This window comes from Pseudomonas sp. GW821-FHT09C08 (genome assembly GCF_059418125.1).
In genome coordinates, this window is record NZ_JBWKPG010000003.1 from 303,420 (window position 1) to 318,975 (window position 15,556).

A 15,556-nucleotide genomic window follows, 5' to 3' on the forward strand; every position below is an offset into this window, starting at 1 on the left:
TGCTGGCAATGACATCCGCAAAATTACCAGGGATTTAACGGACGCCATCGTCGGCAACTCGGCTTCTACAAGAGGATGGTCAAGGTTTCACGCTGACCTTGGAAAAGTCCTGGCGCCCGAACGGGCTCACCTGGTATCCCTCGACGTTCTTGCGCGCCAGGGCAAACGCCGTCGGGTGTGCCAGCGGTAGCCACAGTGCCTGCTGCTGGATCTGTGCCTGGGCCTGCTGATACAGCTTGCTGCGCACGCCTTGCTCGTTGGTGGTCTTGCCGGCGCTGATCAGCTTGTCCAGCGCCGGGTCGCAGTAACGGGCGAAGTTGGTGCCGGATTTTACCGCCGCGCACGAGAACTGCGGAGTCAGGAAGTTATCCGGGTCGCCGTTGTCGCCGGCCCAGCCCATGAACAGCAGGTCGTGCTCGCCGGCCTTGGCGCGGCGAATCAGTTCGCCCCATTCGATCACGCGAATCTCGGCCTGGATGCCGACCTTGGCCAGGTCAGCCTGCAGCAATTGCGCCCCGAGGTTAGGGTTGGGGTTCAGCAGGCTGCCGGTGGGGCGTGTCCAGATCGTGGTCTTGAAGCCGTCCTTGAGGCCGGCGCGATCCAGCAGTGCCTTGGCCTTGGCGAGGTCCTGTGGATAACCCGGCAGATCCTTGGCGTAGCTCCAGGTGTTGGGCGGGTAGGGGCCGTTGGCGGCTTCGGCGGTGCCTTCAAACACGGCCTTGAGGTAGCTGGCCTTGTCGAAGGCCAGGTTGATCGCCTGGCGCACTTCGGGCTTGTCCAGCGGTGGGTGCTGGCTGTTGATGGCGACGAAGGCGGTCATGAAGGCGGCAGTCTTTTCTACCTTGAGTGCGGGATCCTTCTCGGCCTCGCCGACATCCAGGGGCTTGGGCGACAGGGCGATCTGGCATTCATCGCGATGCAATTTCTGCAGGCGCACGTTGGCGTCAGGGGTAATGGCGAAGATCAAGTTATCCACAGCCGGTTTGCCGGCGAAGTAGTCCGGGTTGGCCTTGTAGCGCACCACGGCGTCTTTCTGGAAACGGCTGAAGATAAACGGGCCGGTACCGATTGGCTGGCTGTTGAGTTTTTCCGGGGTGCCGGCCTTGAGCAGTTTGTCGGCGTATTCGGCCGGGTAGATAGAGGCAAAGCCCATGCTCAGGGCGGCGAGGAAGGTGGAGTCGGCGTGGTCCAGGGTAAAGCGCACGGTCAGCGGGTCGAGGGCGTCGATCTTCTTGACCAGGGTGGGCAATTGCAGGGACTGTGCATGCGGGAAACCGCTCTGAGCGATCTGGTGCCATGGGTTGGCCGGGTCGAGCATGCGTTCGAAGCTGAAACGCACGTCTTCGGCGGTCAGTGTGCGGCTTGGGGTGAAGTAGTCGGTGCGATGGAATTTCACCTCCGGGTGCAGCTTGAACGTGTAGGTCAGGCCGTCTGGCGAGACTTCCCAGCTGTCCGCCAGGCTGGGCACCAGTTTGCCGCTGGCGGCGTCGTAGTCCACCAGGCGGTTCATCAGCACGTCGGCCGAGGCGTTGGTGGTGGTCAACGAGTTGTATTGCACCACATCGAACCCTTCGGGGCTGGCCTCGGTGCAGACGCTCAGGTTGCTGGCGGCAGATGCCAGCGGCGCGATAAATAGAGGGGCTAGCAATAGCGGTAGGGCAGCGAGGCGCATGTTCGGTTTCCTTTGCAGATCGAAGGCCCATCTGCGAGTGCAGTCTGGAAAAGTCCTACCGTAGTGGTCTGCCGGATAAATGACTAGCCCATTTTTGCCTGTGCTTTTGCCTCAAATGCTGTTTTGATGGCGCCTCAGCGCGTTTCGTCGTGCGCTTTGCCGCGCGCAATGCCGCTGTAAATCATTCTGTGCGACGAGCGGTCGGCTGTTGCAGCGGCCCCTCCTGGCAACGGTTCGGGCGTCTGTCGCCGAGATTTACGCCGGGAAAAACACACGGGCTGTTGTTGCACTGGGGTCTTTCTGGTATAAAGCAGCGCTCTTTTCTAGGGGCCCGGTTCCTTCGCTTGTAGGTGTAGCCGGTAAGACCCTAAAGAAACGCGGCGCCTGGCGCCAAATGACTGAGAGATTAAGCGGCCAACCCATGCCGGGTTGGGCATGTGGTTTTAGAGGGCTGAGGCATGTCGAGAGTCTGTCAAGTTACCGGTAAGGGTCCGGTGACTGGGAATAACATTTCCCACGCAAATAACAAAACCCGTCGTCGTTTCCTGCCGAACCTGCAGCATCACCGCTTCTGGGTTGAAGAAGAGAAACGTTTTGTACGCCTGCGCGTATCCGCCAAAGGCATGCGCATCATCGACAAGCGTGGCATTACTGTCGTGCTGGCCGAAATCCGCGCCGCTGGCAAGATCTAAGGAGCTCTATCATGCGTGAATTGATTCGAATGATCTCTAGCGCCGGTACTGGTCACTTCTACACTACCGACAAGAACAAGCGTACTACCCCGGACAAGCTCGAAAAGAAAATGTTCGACCCGCGCGTTCGCAAGCACGTGATCTACAAAGAAGGCAAAATCAAGTAATTGATTTTCCTCCTTGTGAAAAAGCCCGTATCTCACGATACGGGCTTTTTTTTGCCTCGGATTTGCCGGATCAGGCTTTCTGCTCGAACACCACGTAGATCTTGCGGCACGGCTCCAGCACTTCCCAGGTGCCGCTGAAGCCGGCGGGGATCACGAATCGGTCGCCGGCGCGCAAGGTCTTGGCGTTGCCCTCGGCATCACGCAGCACGGAAACACCCTGCACGATCTCGCAGTACTCGTGCTCGGTGTAGTTGACCTTCCATTGCCCGACTTCACCTTCCCAGACCCCGGCACTCATCTGGCCGCACGGGCTGTTGTAGTGGTTGTAGATCGTTTGTTCGGGGTCGCCCTTGAGGATTTTTTCCGCGGCGGGGCGGTAGCGGTCTGGGGCGGTATTGGCCTGGCTGAAGTCGACGATGTCCTGGATGCTCATGTGCGTGTCCCGTCTGGCCTGCGGTTGGAGAGCCCAAAGTCTATGTTTATTAAAATGAACATCGCAAGGGCGTTTACCGGCGTTATGTCAAATATATTGAAACATCCCCAGCCGCTGGTTTAGGGTGGTAGCCGCCTTGAGCCGAACAGCAGGCTGGCCGGGCAAGAATTCTTTGAGGCTGCCGGGGGACATCACCTGGCCCTTGTATTCAATAAGAGGAGGACACTCGCATGACCACCCTGACCCGTGCCGACTGGGAACAACGCGCCAAGGATCTGAAGATCGAAGGTCGCGCCTACATCAACGGCGAATACACCGCCGCCGCTTCCGGCGACACCTTCGAATGCATCAGCCCGGTCGATGGCCGCCTGCTGGCCACCGTTGCCAGCTGTGACGTCGCCGACGCCCAGCGTGCGGTAGAAAATGCCCGCGCCACCTTCAATTCCGGCGTTTGGTCGCGCCTTGCACCGGCCAAGCGCAAAGCCGCGATGATTCGTTTCGCCGCGCTGCTCAAGGACAATGCCGAAGAGCTGGCGCTGCTCGAAACCCTCGACATGGGCAAGCCCATCAGTGACTCCCTCGGCATCGACGTGCCCGGCGCTGCCAACGCGCTGAGCTGGAGCGGCGAGGCGATCGACAAGATCTACGACGAAGTCGCCGCCACCCCGCACGATCAACTGGGCCTGGTGACCCGCGAGCCAGTGGGCGTGGTCGGTGCCATCGTGCCGTGGAACTTCCCGCTGATGATGGCCTGCTGGAAACTCGGCCCGGCGCTGTCCACCGGTAACTCGGTCATCCTCAAGCCGTCCGAAAAGTCCCCGCTGACCGCCATTCGCATCGCGGCCCTGGCCGTTGAAGCCGGTATTCCGAAAGGCGTTTTCAACGTGCTGCCGGGCTACGGCCATACAGTGGGCAACGCGCTGGCGCTGCACATGGACGTCGACACTCTGGTGTTCACCGGTTCCACCAAGATCGCCAAGCAGCTGTTGATCCGCTCCGGCGAGTCGAACATGAAGCGCGTGTGGCTGGAAGCCGGTGGCAAGAGCCCGAACATCGTGTTTGCCGATGCGCCGGACCTGCAAGCCGCCGCCGAATCCGCCGCCGGGGCGATCGCCTTCAACCAGGGCGAAGTCTGCACTGCGGGTTCGCGCCTGCTCGTCGAGCGCTCCATCAAGGATAAATTCCTGCCGCTGGTAATCGAGGCCCTCAAAGGCTGGAAGCCGGGCAATCCGCTGGACCCGGCGACCAACGTCGGCGCATTGGTGGACACCCAGCAGATGAACACCGTGCTCTCGTACATCGAAGCCGGCCATGCTGACGGCGCCAAGCTGGTGGCGGGCGGCAAGCGCACCCTGGAAGAAACCGGCGGCACCTACGTCGAACCGACGATTTTCGACGGTGTGACCAACGCCATGAAGATCGCCCAGGAAGAAATTTTCGGCCCGGTGCTCTCGGTGATCACCTTCGACAGCGCTGAAGAGGCGATTGCCATCGCCAACGACACCCAATACGGCCTGGCCGCAGCGGTGTGGACGGCGGATATCTCCAAGGCGCACCTGACTGCCAAAGCGCTGCGCGCCGGTAGCGTGTGGGTCAACCAGTACGATGGCGGCGACATGACTGCGCCATTTGGTGGCTTCAAGCAGTCGGGCAATGGTCGCGACAAGTCGCTGCACGCGTTCGACAAGTACACCGAGCTGAAGGCGACCTGGATCAAGCTGTAAGCCTGTAGGCAACACCGCCGGCCAAATGTGGGAGCCGGCTTGTGTAGGCGCTGGCTTGCCGGCGATAGCATCACCTCGGTGCAACTGAAAAACCGAGGTGTCTGCATCGCGGGCGAGCCCGGCTCCCACATAAGCCTGCTCCCACGCTGTTCTGTGTGAACTCGAAAATTATCCACAGGAGCGTGGACATGCGTTGGGCGACTTACTTCGCCGTGCTGGCCTCGGTGCTCAGCGTCGGCCTGGCGCTGGGCGTGAGCATGCCGTTGGTATCCCTGCGCCTGGAGGGCTGGGGCTATGGCAGTTTTGCCATCGGCGTGATGGCGGCGATGCCGGCCTTCGGCGTGCTGCTGGGTGCGAAAGTCTCCAGCCGGCTGGCCGCGTGGCTGGGCACCGCCAACCTGATGCGCCTGTGCCTGTGGGCCGGCGCGGTGTCTATCGGCTTGCTGGCGATACTGCCCAGCTATCCGGTGTGGCTGGTGCTGCGCCTGATGATCGGGGTGATCCTGACCATCGTGTTCATTCTCGGTGAAAGCTGGATCAACCAGTTGGTGGTGGAGCAGTGGCGCGGTCGCCTGGTGGCCCTGTATGGCTGCAGTTATGCCTTGAGCCAACTGTCGGGGCCGTTGCTGCTGGGCCTGATTGGCACAGACCATGACTACGGTTTCTGGGTCGGCGTCGGCTTGTTGATGGTCGCGCCGTTGCTGTTGCTGGGACGCTCCGGCGCGCCGACCGCCGATTCGTTCAGCGTGACCTTCGGCGACCTGTGGCGCTTCTGCCTGAGCCTGCCGGCGATTGCCTGGGCGGTGGCACTGTTCGCCGCCTTCGAGGCGATGATTCTCACCCTGCTGCCGGTATATTGCCTGCAACAGGGCTTCACTGCCGAGATTGCCCTGGCAATGGTCAGCACGGTGGTGGTCGGCGATGCGTTGCTGCAGTTGCCCATCGGCGCGTTGGCCGATTACCTGCCACGGCGCACGCTGTTCCTGGGTTGTGCGCTGCTGTTGCTGGTTTCGAGCCTGGCGATTCCGTTGTTGATGCACACGCCGCTGATCTGGCCGGTGTGGGTGCTGTTCGGGGCGAGTGCCGGCGGGTTGTTCACGCTGTCGCTGATCCTGATCGGCGAGCGCTACCGCGATGACGCGCTGGTGCGCGCCAATGCCCACGTGGCGCAATTGTGGGGGATCGGATGCCTGATCGGCCCTCTGGTGGCCGGTGCCGGCAGCCAGTGGATCAGCGGGCATGCACTGCCGTTGCTGATGGCGGCGGGCTCGCTGGGCCTGGTCGTGCTGTTGCTGCGTCAAGGCGCATTCGGCGCCGCACAACCGGCCTGACTTGAAATGCATTCACCGTAGGCGCTGGCTTGCCAGCGACCACAGTTGATCTGTGTCGTTTTAGAGCATGCGTTCCAGCCCCACCGAGGTGGCGAACCAGGCATTGAAGCGACGCCACCAACTGCCGGGTTCTTCGGTGATTGTGTGTAACTGGCCGTTATCTTCGGTCACCCACACCACGTTGCCGTCCTGCAGTTTCGCCTCATAGCTCAAGGCTGGGGCCATGCCTTGCAGCGCCAGGTTGCGCACGTGCTCCGCCAGTTCGGGGCTGTCGACCAGCACGCCGACTTCGGTGTTCCACAGCACTGAGCGCGGGTCGAAATTGAACGAGCCGATAAACGACTTCTCGCGATCGAAGATCATCGCCTTGCTGTGCAGGCTGGAGTCCGAGCCGCGAAAGGTGCCGCGTCGGAACAGGTGCGGCCCACTGCCTGCGCTGGGGTCGCCCGGTTGGCGGCGCAGTTCATAGAGTTTCACCCCATGCTCCAGCAGCGCCTTGCGGTAGGGCGCGTAGCCGCCATGCACGGCTGGCACGTCGGTGGCTTCCAGGGAGTTGGTGAGCAGGCTCACCGACACGCCGGCGTCGGCGCGCCCGGTCAGGTACACCAGGCCCGGTTGCCCCGGCACGAAGTACGCCGAAATCATCATCAGCTCGTGATTGACGCCCTCAAGTTCCGGCGCCAGCTGTGTGGTGAGCAGCAATCGCGGGTCCGGATCGGCCTTGGCCAATACCTTGCTCGGTGCGTCCCACAGCGCCTGGTTCCAGGCCCAGATCAGCTCGCGGCGCCAGGTGTCCATGCGCGGCTGGGTCTGGTAGGTGCGCAAGCGGTTGTACAGCGCGTGATTCTGCTGGCGCGACTCGGCCAGGGAGTCTTGCAGGCGTACACGGGCAGCGGCCAGGTCGCCTTTGGACGGCGTGTTGGCGACAAAGTCGTCGATGGGCTTGCTCAGCGCGCTGTTCCAGTACTGGTCGAAGCTGTGGCCGAGTTGCTCGGCCACCGGCCCGACGCTGAGCATGTCGATGTCGGTGAAATTCAGGTTGGGCTCGGCATCGAAATACTCATCGCCCAGGTTGCGCCCGCCAACGATGGCCACGCTGTTATCTGCCAGCCACAGTTTGTTATGCATGCGCCGGTGTTGCAGCGACAGGTTGAACAGCCGCCCCATGGCCCGCGTCACGCCGGTGCTGCGCCCCAGGTGCAGGGGGTTGAACAGGCGGATCTCGATCTTGGGATGAGCGGCGAGGGTGGCGATGATCTGGTCGAGGCCGTCGCTGGTGGTGTCGTCGAGCAGGATGCGCACGCGTACGCCACGGTCGGCGGCCTTGAGCAGTTCATCCACGAGCATCCGCGTGCTGATGCCGTCGTGGACGATGTAGTACTGCAGGTCGAGGCTGGTCTGGGCATTGCGGATCAGCTCGGCGCGGGCCATGAACGCTTCGCTGCTGTTGGGCAGCAGGCGAAAGCCGGAGCGACCTTGATAGGGCGCCGCCTGGGCCTGGATCGAGCGACCGAAGGAAGACTGCGCAGCGGGCAGGGCATCGCTGGGGATGCGCGGGGAATCGATGGTTGCGCAGCCGCCCAGCGTCAAGGCGCCCAGCAGTAAAAACGGTAAAAGCCGTCGAATCATCAAGGGCACTGCTTCCAGGTCAGGGCGGTTGTGGGTATATGACGGCTATTTTCGGTGAAAGGTCAGTCTGCAACCTCGGCAAGCATCTTGATTGCGGCGGCACCGACCTTGCGTACCGCTTCTTCGATCTGCGGGGTTGGCTTGGCAGCGTAGTTCATGCGCAGGCAATTGCGGTACTTGCCGGACGCAGAAAAGATACTGCCTACCGCCACCTGTACGCCTTGTTCCATCAGGACGCGGTTGAGCTTCAGCGTATCGAAGCCTTCCGGCAGCTCGACCCACAGCATGAAGCTGCCTTGCGGGCGGCTGGCGCGGGTACCCGCCGGGAAATAACGGCTGACCCAATCAAGCATCAAGTCGCGATTGCGCTGGTATTGGGTGCGCATCCGCCGCAAATGCGGTTCGAAATGGCCGCCCTTGAGAAACTCTGCAATCGCAATCTGCGGCTGGGTGGCGGTGGAGCCGGTGCTGATGTATTTCATGTGCAGCACCCGCTCGAGGTAGCGTCCCGGCGCGACCCAGCCAATGCGCAGGCCCGGCGCGAGGGTTTTCGAGAACGAGCTGCACAGCAGCACGCGGCCGTCTTCGTCGAAGGATTTGATGGTGCGCGGGCGCGGGTAGCTGTAGGCCAGTTCGCCATACACATCGTCTTCGATGATGGCCACGTCGAAACGCTGGGCCAGGGTCAGCAACGCCCGTTTGCGCGCCTCGGGCATGATGTAGCCGAGCGGGTTGTTGCAGTTGGGGGTCAGTTGGATGACCTTGATCGGCCACTGCTCCAGCGCCAGTTCCAGGGCTTCGAGGCTGATCCCGGTGAGCGGGTCGGTGGGGATTTCCAGGGCTTTCATGCCCAGGCCCTTGAGAGTCTGCATGGCGCCGTGAAAGCTCGGCGAATCCACTGCGACGATGTCGCCCGGCTCGCAGATCGCGTGGATGCTGGCCGACAGCGCTTCATGGCAGCCGGTGGTGATCACGATGTCTTCGGCGGTGAGTTGGCAGCCGGAATCCAATGACAGCCGTGCAATCTGCGCGCGCAGCTCCATACAGCCAAGGATGTTGTCGTAATACAGGCCTGGCAGATCCTGGCGCCGGCTGACGCGTGCAAGGCTGCGCAGCAGCGGCTTCAGGGTGGGCGACAATACATCCGGCATGCCGCGACCCATCTGTATGACATCTTTGCGCGGTACTGCGCGAATCAGCTCGAGCACCTGGTCCCACTGGGAAATCTCCACCGGTCGTTGGGCCGGGCGACCGATCTCGGGCAAGGCCGGCAGCTCACGGCTGACCGGTACAAAGTAGCCGGACTTGGGCTTGGGCATGGCCAGGCCGTTGTCTTCGAGCATCCGATACGCCTGCTGCACGGTGCTCAGGCTGACCCCATGTTCGACGCTCAAGGCCCGCACGGAGGGCAGTCGATCACCGGGGCGATAGAAGCCTTGCTCGATGCGTGTGCCCAGCAATTCGGCGAGATTGATGTAAAGCGTCATGGCGGTCGCTCCCGGGAGACCAGTACAGATACGGGGAAAATACAGGATTCAGCCGCGCATAGGCAGTGTCTGTATGGATTTAATAAAAGTTGGTTGAATCTGTAATGGTTTTGCCCGCTCACCCATTCTAGTCACTCATGGCAACAGGGCAATTGAGGGGCAAGACAATGAACGGCATGAGCGATGTGCGACTGATGTTACACAGTCAGGAATTGCAGGCAGGGCAGGAGCGGGCGACGGCGCCGCGCGATATCAGCCGCTGGAGTCTGTTCTGGCACCGCCGCCACACGCGCAAGGCCTTGCTGCACCTGACCCGCGAGCAATTGCGTGATGTCGGATTGTCTGCTGAACAGGCGCGCCAGGAAGGGTTGAAACCGTTCTGGCGGGATTGATCAGAGCAGCTCTTTGAAGCGATGCCAGAGCATGCCCAGCGCCAGCAGCGGCGAGCGCAAGTGCTTGCCGCCGGGGAAGGTGATGTGCGGCACCTGGGCGAACAGATCGAAACGCCCCTGTTGCTGGCCGCTGATGGCCTCGGCCAATAGCTTGCCCGCCAGGTGCGTGGCGTTGAGGCCGTGGCCCGCATAGGCCTGGGCGTAATACACATTGGGTTGATCGGCGAGCCGGCCGATCTGCGGCAGACGGTTGGCGCCGATACCGATCATGCCGCCCCACTGGTAATCGATGTTCGCCTCGGCCAGCTGGGGGAACACTTGCAACATCTTCGGTCGCATATAGGCGCCGATATCCTTGGGATCGCGTCCGGAATAGTGGCAGGCACCGCCGAACAGCAGGCGACGGTCGGCGGACAGGCGGAAGTAATCCACCGTCACGCGCTGGTCGCACACCGCCATGTTCTGTGGCAACAGCTCGGCGGCCTGGGCTTCGCTCAACGGCTCGGTGGCGATGATGTAGCTGCCGGCGGGCAACACTTTGCCGCTCAAGTGGGGGTTGAGGCCATTGAGGTAGGCATTGCAGGCCAGTACCAGGGTCTTGGCGCGTACATTGCCGTGGGCGGTGTGAACGTTGACTTCAGGGCCGTAGTCGATCCGCGTGACTTCGGACTGCTCGAACAGCTTCACGCCCAATTGCTGCGCGGCGGCGGCTTCACCCAGCGCCAGGTTCAGCGGGTGCAGATGGCCGGAGCCCATGTCGATCATGCCGCCCACGTAGCGTCCGGAGCCGATCACACTGCCCATTTCGCCGGCTTGCAGCAGGCGCACCTCGTGGCGATAGCCCAGGCTGCGCAGTTCTTCGGCGTCTTCGGCGAGGCCTTGCAGGTCCCGGGGTTTGTTGGCCAGGTCGCAGTAGCCCCAGGTCAGGTCGCAGGAGATCTGGTAGCGCTCGACGCGTTCACGCACGATTTCCACGGCTTCCAGGCCCATCAGCTTTATCTGGCGCACGCCGTCGCTGCCGATGATCGGGGTGAATTGCTCCAAACCGTGGCCGACGCCGCGAATCAGCTGGCCGCCATTGCGCCCACTGGCGCCCCAGGCGATCTTGCGCGCTTCCAGCAACACCACGCTGAAGCCGCGCTCGGCCAGCTCCAGGGCGGTGTTGAGCCCGGAAAAACCACCGCCGACCACGCAAACATCGGCGCGCACATCCCCCGTCAACACCGGGTAATCGGGCTGCGGCACGCTGCTGGCGGCGTAGTAGGAATTGGTGTGCCGGGCGCTGGCAGTCATCGGGAGCATCCCTGTTTGGAAAATTTGACGCAGGATACAGCGGTCGGACGAAGCTGTCTGCGCAGGGCGTTTTGCGTCAGAATCCACGCCTATTCGCCGTTCGGTACGTGTTTCGATGAGTTGCAACAGTCAGAAAATCAGCGCGCTGCGTCGACAGATTCCTTCGTTCGAGTGTGTCCCCGGTTGCCATGATTGCTGTGGGCCGGTGACGACTTCGCCCGAGGAAATGTCGCGCCTGCCACGCAAGACCGCCGCCGAGCAGGACGCGGCGATGGATGAGCTGAACTGTGTGCACCTGGGCCCCAATGGCTGCACCGTGTATGACGAGCGCCCGCTGATCTGTCGCCTGTTCGGCACGACGAAGACCTTGCCATGCCCGAATGGGCGGCGGCCGGTGGAGCTGATTCACCCGCGGGTCGAGAAGCAGATCCACGAATACATGGCGAGCACCCGGCAGGTGCTGGTGTAACCCGATCAAGCGGTAGACGCAGGCCTGGCGATGAAGATATCGACGCTAAAATCGCTAGCGCCGGCAAGCCGGCGCCTGCAGTGATCTGCGCTGTGAGGTCAGTCCGGGATCGGCAGGTTCAGGCTCTCTTTCACCTCTTCCATCACGATATAGCTCTTCGACTCCCGCACGTGGGGCAGCTTGAGCAGGATATCGCCGAGCAATTTGCGGTACGAGGCCATCTCGGAAATCCGCGCCTTCACCAGGTAATCGAAGTCGCCTGACACCAGGTGGCATTCCAGCACGTGGGGCAGTTTCAGCACGGCGCGGCGGAACTCTTCAAAGGTATCGCCGGACTTGTAATCCAGGCTGATCTCGACAAATACCAGCAAACTCCCCTTCAAATGCTGCGGATTGAGTCGTGCGTTGTAGCCCATGATGATCCCTTCACGCTCCAGCCGACGAACCCGCTCGGTGCACGGCGTGGTCGACAGCCCGACCTTTTCTCCCAGCTCCGTGAACGAAATACGCCCATCGGTCTGCAGGATGCGCAGGATATTGCGGTCGATCTTGTCCAGCTCCCGCTTGGTCTGGGTGTTGGTACGCATAGGGGATACGCCTCTGTGAAAAGGGTTTTTGCCGAGAATTGTCGCCAAATATAGGCATTTATATAGTGAAATGCACTGGCGATTGCTTTTTATACTGCGCCCATCATTGCTCGAATAACACACGTCAGCGGCTAAGCCCGTGATGAGGATATAAAAATGCGCGTTCTGGTCTTGGGTAGCGGCGTCATTGGTGTGACCAGTGCCTACTATTTGGCTCGGGCCGGTTTCGAGGTGGTTGTCGTCGACCGCCAGCCCGCCGCGGCCATGGAGACCAGTTTCGCCAACGCCGGCCAGGTGTCCCCAGGTTATGCGTCGCCATGGGCAGCACCGGGCGTGCCGCTCAAGGCCATCAAGTGGCTGCTGCAGCGCCACGCGCCCCTGGCCATCAAGGCCACCGCCGATATCGATCAATACCTGTGGATGGCGCAGATGCTGCGCAATTGCACCGCCAGCCGTTATGCGGTGAACAAAGAGCGCATGGTCCGCCTGTCCGAGTACAGCCGTGACTGCCTCGACGAATTGCGCGCCGAGACCGGCATTGCCTACGAAGGCCGCAGCCTGGGGACTACCCAGCTGTTCCGCACCCAGGCCCAGTTGGATGGGGCTGCCAAGGACATCGCGGTCCTCAAGGAGTCTGGCGTTCCGTTCGAACTGCTCGATCGCGCCGGCATTGCCCGCGTTGAACCTGCCCTGGCCAGCGTCACCGATATCCTCGCCGGTGCCCTGCGGCTGCCGAACGACCAGACTGGCGACTGCCAGATGTTCACGACGCGCCTGGCCGACATGTGCAAGCAGTTGGGTGTGGAGTTCCGTTTTGAACAGGACATCCAGCGCCTCGACTACGCCGGCGACCGCATCAACGGCGTCTGGATCGACGGCAAGCTGGAAACGGCCGACCGCTACGTGCTGGCGCTGGGCAGCTACTCGCCGAAGTTGCTCAAGCCGTTGGGGATCAAGGCCCCGGTGTACCCGCTCAAGGGTTACTCGCTGACCGTGCCGATCACCAATCCGGCGATGGCCCCGACGTCGACCATTCTCGACGAGACCTACAAGGTCGCGATCACCCGTTTCGACAACCGCATTCGCGTCGGCGGCATGGCTGAAATAGCCGGTTTTGACCTGTCGCTTAACCCGCGTCGGCGCGAAACCCTGGAGATGATCGTCAACGACCTTTATCCTCAGGGCGGCGATTTGACCGAAGCCACATTCTGGACCGGCCTGCGCCCGACCACCCCCGACGGCACGCCGATTGTCGGTGCCACCCCGTTCAAGAACCTGTTCCTGAATACCGGCCACGGCACCCTCGGCTGGACCATGGCCTGTGGCTCCGGTCGTTTGCTCGCTGATTTGATGGCGAAGAAAACACCGCAAATCAGCGCCGAAGGTCTCGATATTTCCCGTTATGGCAACCACCAGGAGTCCGCAAAACATGTCAATCCAGCGCCAGCTCACCAATGAGCGCATGAGCCAGATCGTCGTTCACAGCGGTACCGTGTATCTGGCCGGGCAAGTCGGCGACGACATGAATGCCGGGATTGAACAGCAGACCCTTGAAACCCTGGCCAATATCGAGCGGCTGCTCGACCTGGCCGGTACCGACAAGACCAAGCTGCTGTCGGTGACGATTTACCTGAAGGACATCGACGCCGATTTCGCCGGCATGAATGCGGTATGGGACAAGTGGCTGCCCAAAGGCGTCGCTCCGGCCCGTGCCACGGTTGAGGCGAAGCTGTGCGAGCCGCAAATCCTGGTCGAGCTGTCCGTCGTGGCCGCGCTGCCTTAAACAACGATCCCTCTCCCGGTGCCGAAGTGGTTGGTCGGTGCCGGTTTTTTCTTCACTCTGCCGCCTAGAAGCCTGCCGCCATGCGTCCTGCCCGTGCCCTGATCGACCTTGAAGCCCTGCGCCACAACTACCAATTGGCCCGTGAAGTGACCGGGGCAAAAGCCCTCGCCGTGGTCAAGGCGGATGCCTATGGCCATGGCGCCGTTCGCGTTGCCCAGGCGTTGGAAGCCGAGGCGGATGGGTTCGCCGTGGCGTGCATCGAGGAGGCGCTGGAGCTGCGTGCTGGCGGCATTCGTGCGCCGGTGTTGCTGCTCGAAGGTTTTTTTGAAGCCGACGAGTTGCCGCTGATCATCGAGCACGATTTCTGGTGCGTGGTGCATTCGCTGTGGCAATTGGAGGCAATCGAACAGGCGGTGTTGAGCAAGCCGCTCACCGTGTGGCTCAAGCTGGATTCGGGCATGCACCGCGTCGGTCTGCATCCCAAGGATTACCACGAGGCCTACCAGCGCCTGCTGGCCAGCGGCAAAGTGGCCAAGATTGTATTGATGAGCCACTTCGCCCGCGCCGATGAACTCGATTGCGTGCGCAGCAATGAACAGGTAGCGGTGTTCGAGGCGGCGCGCCAAGGCTTGTCGGCCGAGGTCAGCCTGCGCAATTCGCCGGCGGTGATGGGCTGGCCGAATGTCTCCAGCGATTGGGTGCGCCCGGGCATCATGCTCTACGGCGCGACGCCGTTTGGCGAAAACCAGGCCATCGCCGCGCGTTTGCAGCCGGTGATGACCCTGGAATCCAAAGTCATCTGCGTGCGCGAGCTGCCAGCCGGCGAGCCTGTGGGCTATGGCGCCAAGTTCATCACGCCAAAACCGATGCGCATCGGCGTGGTCGCCATGGGTTACGCCGATGGCTACCCGCGCCATGCGCCGACCGGTACGCCGGTGCTGGTGGCAGGGCAGCGCACTCAGTTGCTGGGGCGTGTGTCCATGGACATGCTGTGCATCGACCTCACCGACGTGCCTGAAGCGGGCCTGGGTTCCACGGTGGAGCTGTGGGGCAAAAACATCCTCGCGAGTGATATCGCGACCGCCGCCGAGACCATTCCCTACCAGATCTTCTGCAACCTGCGTCGGGTGCCAAGGCTCTATTCCGGCGCTTGATCGCACGCTACGAACGCCGCTGCCCGGGATTTAGGCCCAAGTGTTGTAAATACTGAACGCTGTCGCCATGATAACGCTCAACTACAACAAAGCCTGAATCCTAGGAGGCACCTGCATTGGACGTCGGCGAACGACTGCAATCCATCCGTAAACTGAAGGGTCTTTCCCAGCGTGAGCTCGCCAAGCGCGCGGGTGTCACCAACAGCACCATTTCGATGATCGAAAAAAACAGTGTCAGCCCCTCGATCAGCTCCTTGCGCAAGGTGCTGGGCGGCATCCCCATGTCGATGGTCGAGTTCTTTTCCGAGGAGATCCTCCAGGAAATACCGACGCAGATCGTCTATAAAGCCAATGAGCTGATCGACATCTCTGACGGCGCCGTCACCATGAAACTGGTCGGCCGCGCACACCCGAGCCGGGCCATTGCCTTTCTCAACGAAATCTACCCGCCGGGCGCCGACACGGGCGAAGAAATGCTTACCCACGAAGGCGAAGAAACCGGGATTCTGGTGGAAGGTCGTCTGGAACTGGTGGTCGGTCTTGAAACTTTTGTGCTCGAAGCCGGCGATAGCTACTACTTTGAAAGCACTAAGCCGCATCGTTTTCGCAACCCGTTCGACGTGCCGGCGCGACTAATCAGCGCAGCCACACCCGCGAACTTTTAACAATAGAGGCGCCCTGCCAGCGTTGCAGAGGTTCCCGTGGCAGTATTCCGTGAGGCTGAATCTCCCTTTATTTAATAG

Annotated in this window: 16 protein-coding genes; 10 read left to right on the forward strand and 6 right to left on the reverse strand. The window is 61.7% G+C overall.

The genetic code is table 11. The annotated features are described in order from the left end of the window. Positions 1-79: 79 nt before the first annotated feature. Complete coding sequence (locus AC07OJ_RS12390; RefSeq protein WP_065902482.1) at positions 80-1,672, reverse strand: ABC transporter substrate-binding protein; 1,593 nt, start codon at positions 1,670-1,672, stop codon at positions 80-82. A 458-nt stretch (positions 1,673-2,130) separates the two neighbouring features. Between AC07OJ_RS12390 and rpmB the strand changes: the two genes are divergently transcribed. After that, positions 2,131-2,364, forward strand: coding sequence for a 50S ribosomal protein L28 (rpmB, locus tag AC07OJ_RS12395; RefSeq protein ID WP_003176907.1), 234 nt, complete (start codon positions 2,131-2,133; stop codon positions 2,362-2,364). Positions 2,365-2,375: 11 nt separating this feature from the next. Next, entirely contained in the window at positions 2,376-2,531 is a 156-nt protein-coding gene (rpmG, locus tag AC07OJ_RS12400) for a 50S ribosomal protein L33 (protein ID WP_003176906.1), read from the forward strand. 70 nt (positions 2,532-2,601) lie between these two features. Here the strand turns inward: rpmG and AC07OJ_RS12405 are convergent, their stop codons facing one another. Continuing rightward, on the reverse strand, positions 2,602-2,964 hold the full coding sequence (locus tag AC07OJ_RS12405) for a cupin domain-containing protein (protein WP_065902480.1): 363 nt from the start codon (positions 2,962-2,964) through the stop codon (positions 2,602-2,604). 230 nt (positions 2,965-3,194) lie between these two features. Here AC07OJ_RS12405 and AC07OJ_RS12410 point away from each other — a divergent pair, with 230 nt between their 5' ends. Both AC07OJ_RS12410 and AC07OJ_RS12415 read left to right on the forward strand, forming a co-directional pair. Further along, positions 3,195-4,688, forward strand: a complete 1,494-nt coding sequence (locus tag AC07OJ_RS12410) for an aldehyde dehydrogenase (protein WP_065902478.1) — start codon at positions 3,195-3,197, stop codon at positions 4,686-4,688. A 188-nt stretch (positions 4,689-4,876) separates the two neighbouring features. Beyond that, a complete protein-coding gene (locus tag AC07OJ_RS12415) occupies positions 4,877-6,019 on the forward strand; it encodes an MFS transporter (RefSeq protein ID WP_213551321.1) in 1,143 nt (380 codons plus the stop codon). Between the two features lie 60 nt (positions 6,020-6,079). On the opposite strand, the gene AC07OJ_RS12420 is transcribed toward AC07OJ_RS12415, so the two are convergent. Then, entirely contained in the window at positions 6,080-7,648 is a 1,569-nt protein-coding gene (locus AC07OJ_RS12420; RefSeq protein ID WP_106802296.1) for a phospholipase D family protein, read from the reverse strand. Positions 7,649-7,710: 62 nt separating this feature from the next. Beyond that, complete coding sequence (locus AC07OJ_RS12425) at positions 7,711-9,135, reverse strand: aminotransferase-like domain-containing protein (RefSeq protein ID WP_065902472.1); 1,425 nt, start codon at positions 9,133-9,135, stop codon at positions 7,711-7,713. A gap of 167 nt (positions 9,136-9,302) precedes the next feature. Between AC07OJ_RS12425 and AC07OJ_RS12430 the strand changes: the two genes are divergently transcribed. Beyond that, positions 9,303-9,527: a DUF1127 domain-containing protein gene (locus tag AC07OJ_RS12430; RefSeq protein ID WP_120450501.1), complete on the forward strand. Its 225-nt coding sequence runs from the start codon at positions 9,303-9,305 to the stop codon at positions 9,525-9,527. On the opposite strand, the gene AC07OJ_RS12435 is transcribed toward AC07OJ_RS12430, so the two are convergent. Continuing rightward, positions 9,528-10,820 (reverse strand): NAD(P)/FAD-dependent oxidoreductase, encoded by a 1,293-nt coding sequence (locus AC07OJ_RS12435; protein ID WP_495094601.1) that lies wholly within the window; start codon positions 10,818-10,820, stop codon positions 9,528-9,530. It abuts the gene before it with no gap. A 115-nt stretch (positions 10,821-10,935) separates the two neighbouring features. Here AC07OJ_RS12435 and AC07OJ_RS12440 point away from each other — a divergent pair, with 115 nt between their 5' ends. Further along, the gene (locus AC07OJ_RS12440; protein WP_016975913.1) at positions 10,936-11,289 is read left to right on the forward strand and encodes a YkgJ family cysteine cluster protein; all 354 of its coding nucleotides are present in this window, start codon (positions 10,936-10,938) and stop codon (positions 11,287-11,289) included. A gap of 98 nt (positions 11,290-11,387) precedes the next feature. Here the strand turns inward: AC07OJ_RS12440 and AC07OJ_RS12445 are convergent, their stop codons facing one another. Beyond that, positions 11,388-11,876 carry an Lrp/AsnC ligand binding domain-containing protein gene (locus AC07OJ_RS12445; RefSeq protein ID WP_003176896.1) on the reverse strand — a complete coding sequence of 163 codons (489 nt, stop codon included), beginning with the start codon at positions 11,874-11,876 and terminating at the stop codon, positions 11,388-11,390. 156 nt (positions 11,877-12,032) lie between these two features. Between AC07OJ_RS12445 and dadA the strand changes: the two genes are divergently transcribed. The 4 genes from dadA (at position 12,033) to AC07OJ_RS12465 (ending at position 15,478) form a co-directional block, all read left to right on the forward strand. Next, positions 12,033-13,334, forward strand: coding sequence for a D-amino acid dehydrogenase (gene dadA, locus AC07OJ_RS12450; protein ID WP_120450497.1), 1,302 nt, complete (start codon positions 12,033-12,035; stop codon positions 13,332-13,334). Then, positions 13,306-13,659: a RidA family protein gene (locus AC07OJ_RS12455; RefSeq protein ID WP_495094602.1), complete on the forward strand. Its 354-nt coding sequence runs from the start codon at positions 13,306-13,308 to the stop codon at positions 13,657-13,659. Before dadA ends, AC07OJ_RS12455 begins: the two co-directional genes overlap by 29 nt. 80 nt (positions 13,660-13,739) lie before the next feature. Continuing rightward, complete coding sequence (alr, locus tag AC07OJ_RS12460) at positions 13,740-14,813, forward strand: alanine racemase (RefSeq protein WP_201146138.1); 1,074 nt, start codon at positions 13,740-13,742, stop codon at positions 14,811-14,813. Between the two features lie 116 nt (positions 14,814-14,929). Further along, positions 14,930-15,478, forward strand: coding sequence for a cupin domain-containing protein (locus AC07OJ_RS12465; RefSeq protein ID WP_003176893.1), 549 nt, complete (start codon positions 14,930-14,932; stop codon positions 15,476-15,478). Positions 15,479-15,556 lie beyond the last annotated feature (78 nt).

Bases quoted from the DNA above. Each gene is read 5' to 3' on its own strand.
- AC07OJ_RS12390 (WP_065902482.1), bottom strand. From the start codon at position 1,672: ATGCGCCTCGCTGCCCTACCGCTATTGCTAGCCCCTCTATTTATCGCG.
- rpmB (WP_003176907.1), top strand. From the start codon at position 2,131: ATGTCGAGAGTCTGTCAAGTTACCGGTAAGGGTCCGGTGACTGGGAAT.
- rpmG (WP_003176906.1), top strand. From the start codon at position 2,376: ATGCGTGAATTGATTCGAATGATCTCTAGCGCCGGTACTGGTCACTTC.
- AC07OJ_RS12405 (WP_065902480.1), bottom strand. From the start codon at position 2,964: ATGAGCATCCAGGACATCGTCGACTTCAGCCAGGCCAATACCGCCCCA.
- AC07OJ_RS12410 (WP_065902478.1), top strand. From the start codon at position 3,195: ATGACCACCCTGACCCGTGCCGACTGGGAACAACGCGCCAAGGATCTG.
- AC07OJ_RS12415 (WP_213551321.1), top strand. From the start codon at position 4,877: ATGCGTTGGGCGACTTACTTCGCCGTGCTGGCCTCGGTGCTCAGCGTC.
- AC07OJ_RS12420 (WP_106802296.1), bottom strand. From the start codon at position 7,648: ATGATTCGACGGCTTTTACCGTTTTTACTGCTGGGCGCCTTGACGCTG.
- AC07OJ_RS12425 (WP_065902472.1), bottom strand. From the start codon at position 9,135: ATGACGCTTTACATCAATCTCGCCGAATTGCTGGGCACACGCATCGAG.
- AC07OJ_RS12430 (WP_120450501.1), top strand. From the start codon at position 9,303: ATGAACGGCATGAGCGATGTGCGACTGATGTTACACAGTCAGGAATTG.
- AC07OJ_RS12435 (WP_495094601.1), bottom strand. From the start codon at position 10,820: ATGACTGCCAGCGCCCGGCACACCAATTCCTACTACGCCGCCAGCAGC.
- AC07OJ_RS12440 (WP_016975913.1), top strand. From the start codon at position 10,936: ATGAGTTGCAACAGTCAGAAAATCAGCGCGCTGCGTCGACAGATTCCT.
- AC07OJ_RS12445 (WP_003176896.1), bottom strand. From the start codon at position 11,876: ATGCGTACCAACACCCAGACCAAGCGGGAGCTGGACAAGATCGACCGC.
- dadA (WP_120450497.1), top strand. From the start codon at position 12,033: ATGCGCGTTCTGGTCTTGGGTAGCGGCGTCATTGGTGTGACCAGTGCC.
- AC07OJ_RS12455 (WP_495094602.1), top strand. From the start codon at position 13,306: ATGTCAATCCAGCGCCAGCTCACCAATGAGCGCATGAGCCAGATCGTC.
- alr (WP_201146138.1), top strand. From the start codon at position 13,740: ATGCGTCCTGCCCGTGCCCTGATCGACCTTGAAGCCCTGCGCCACAAC.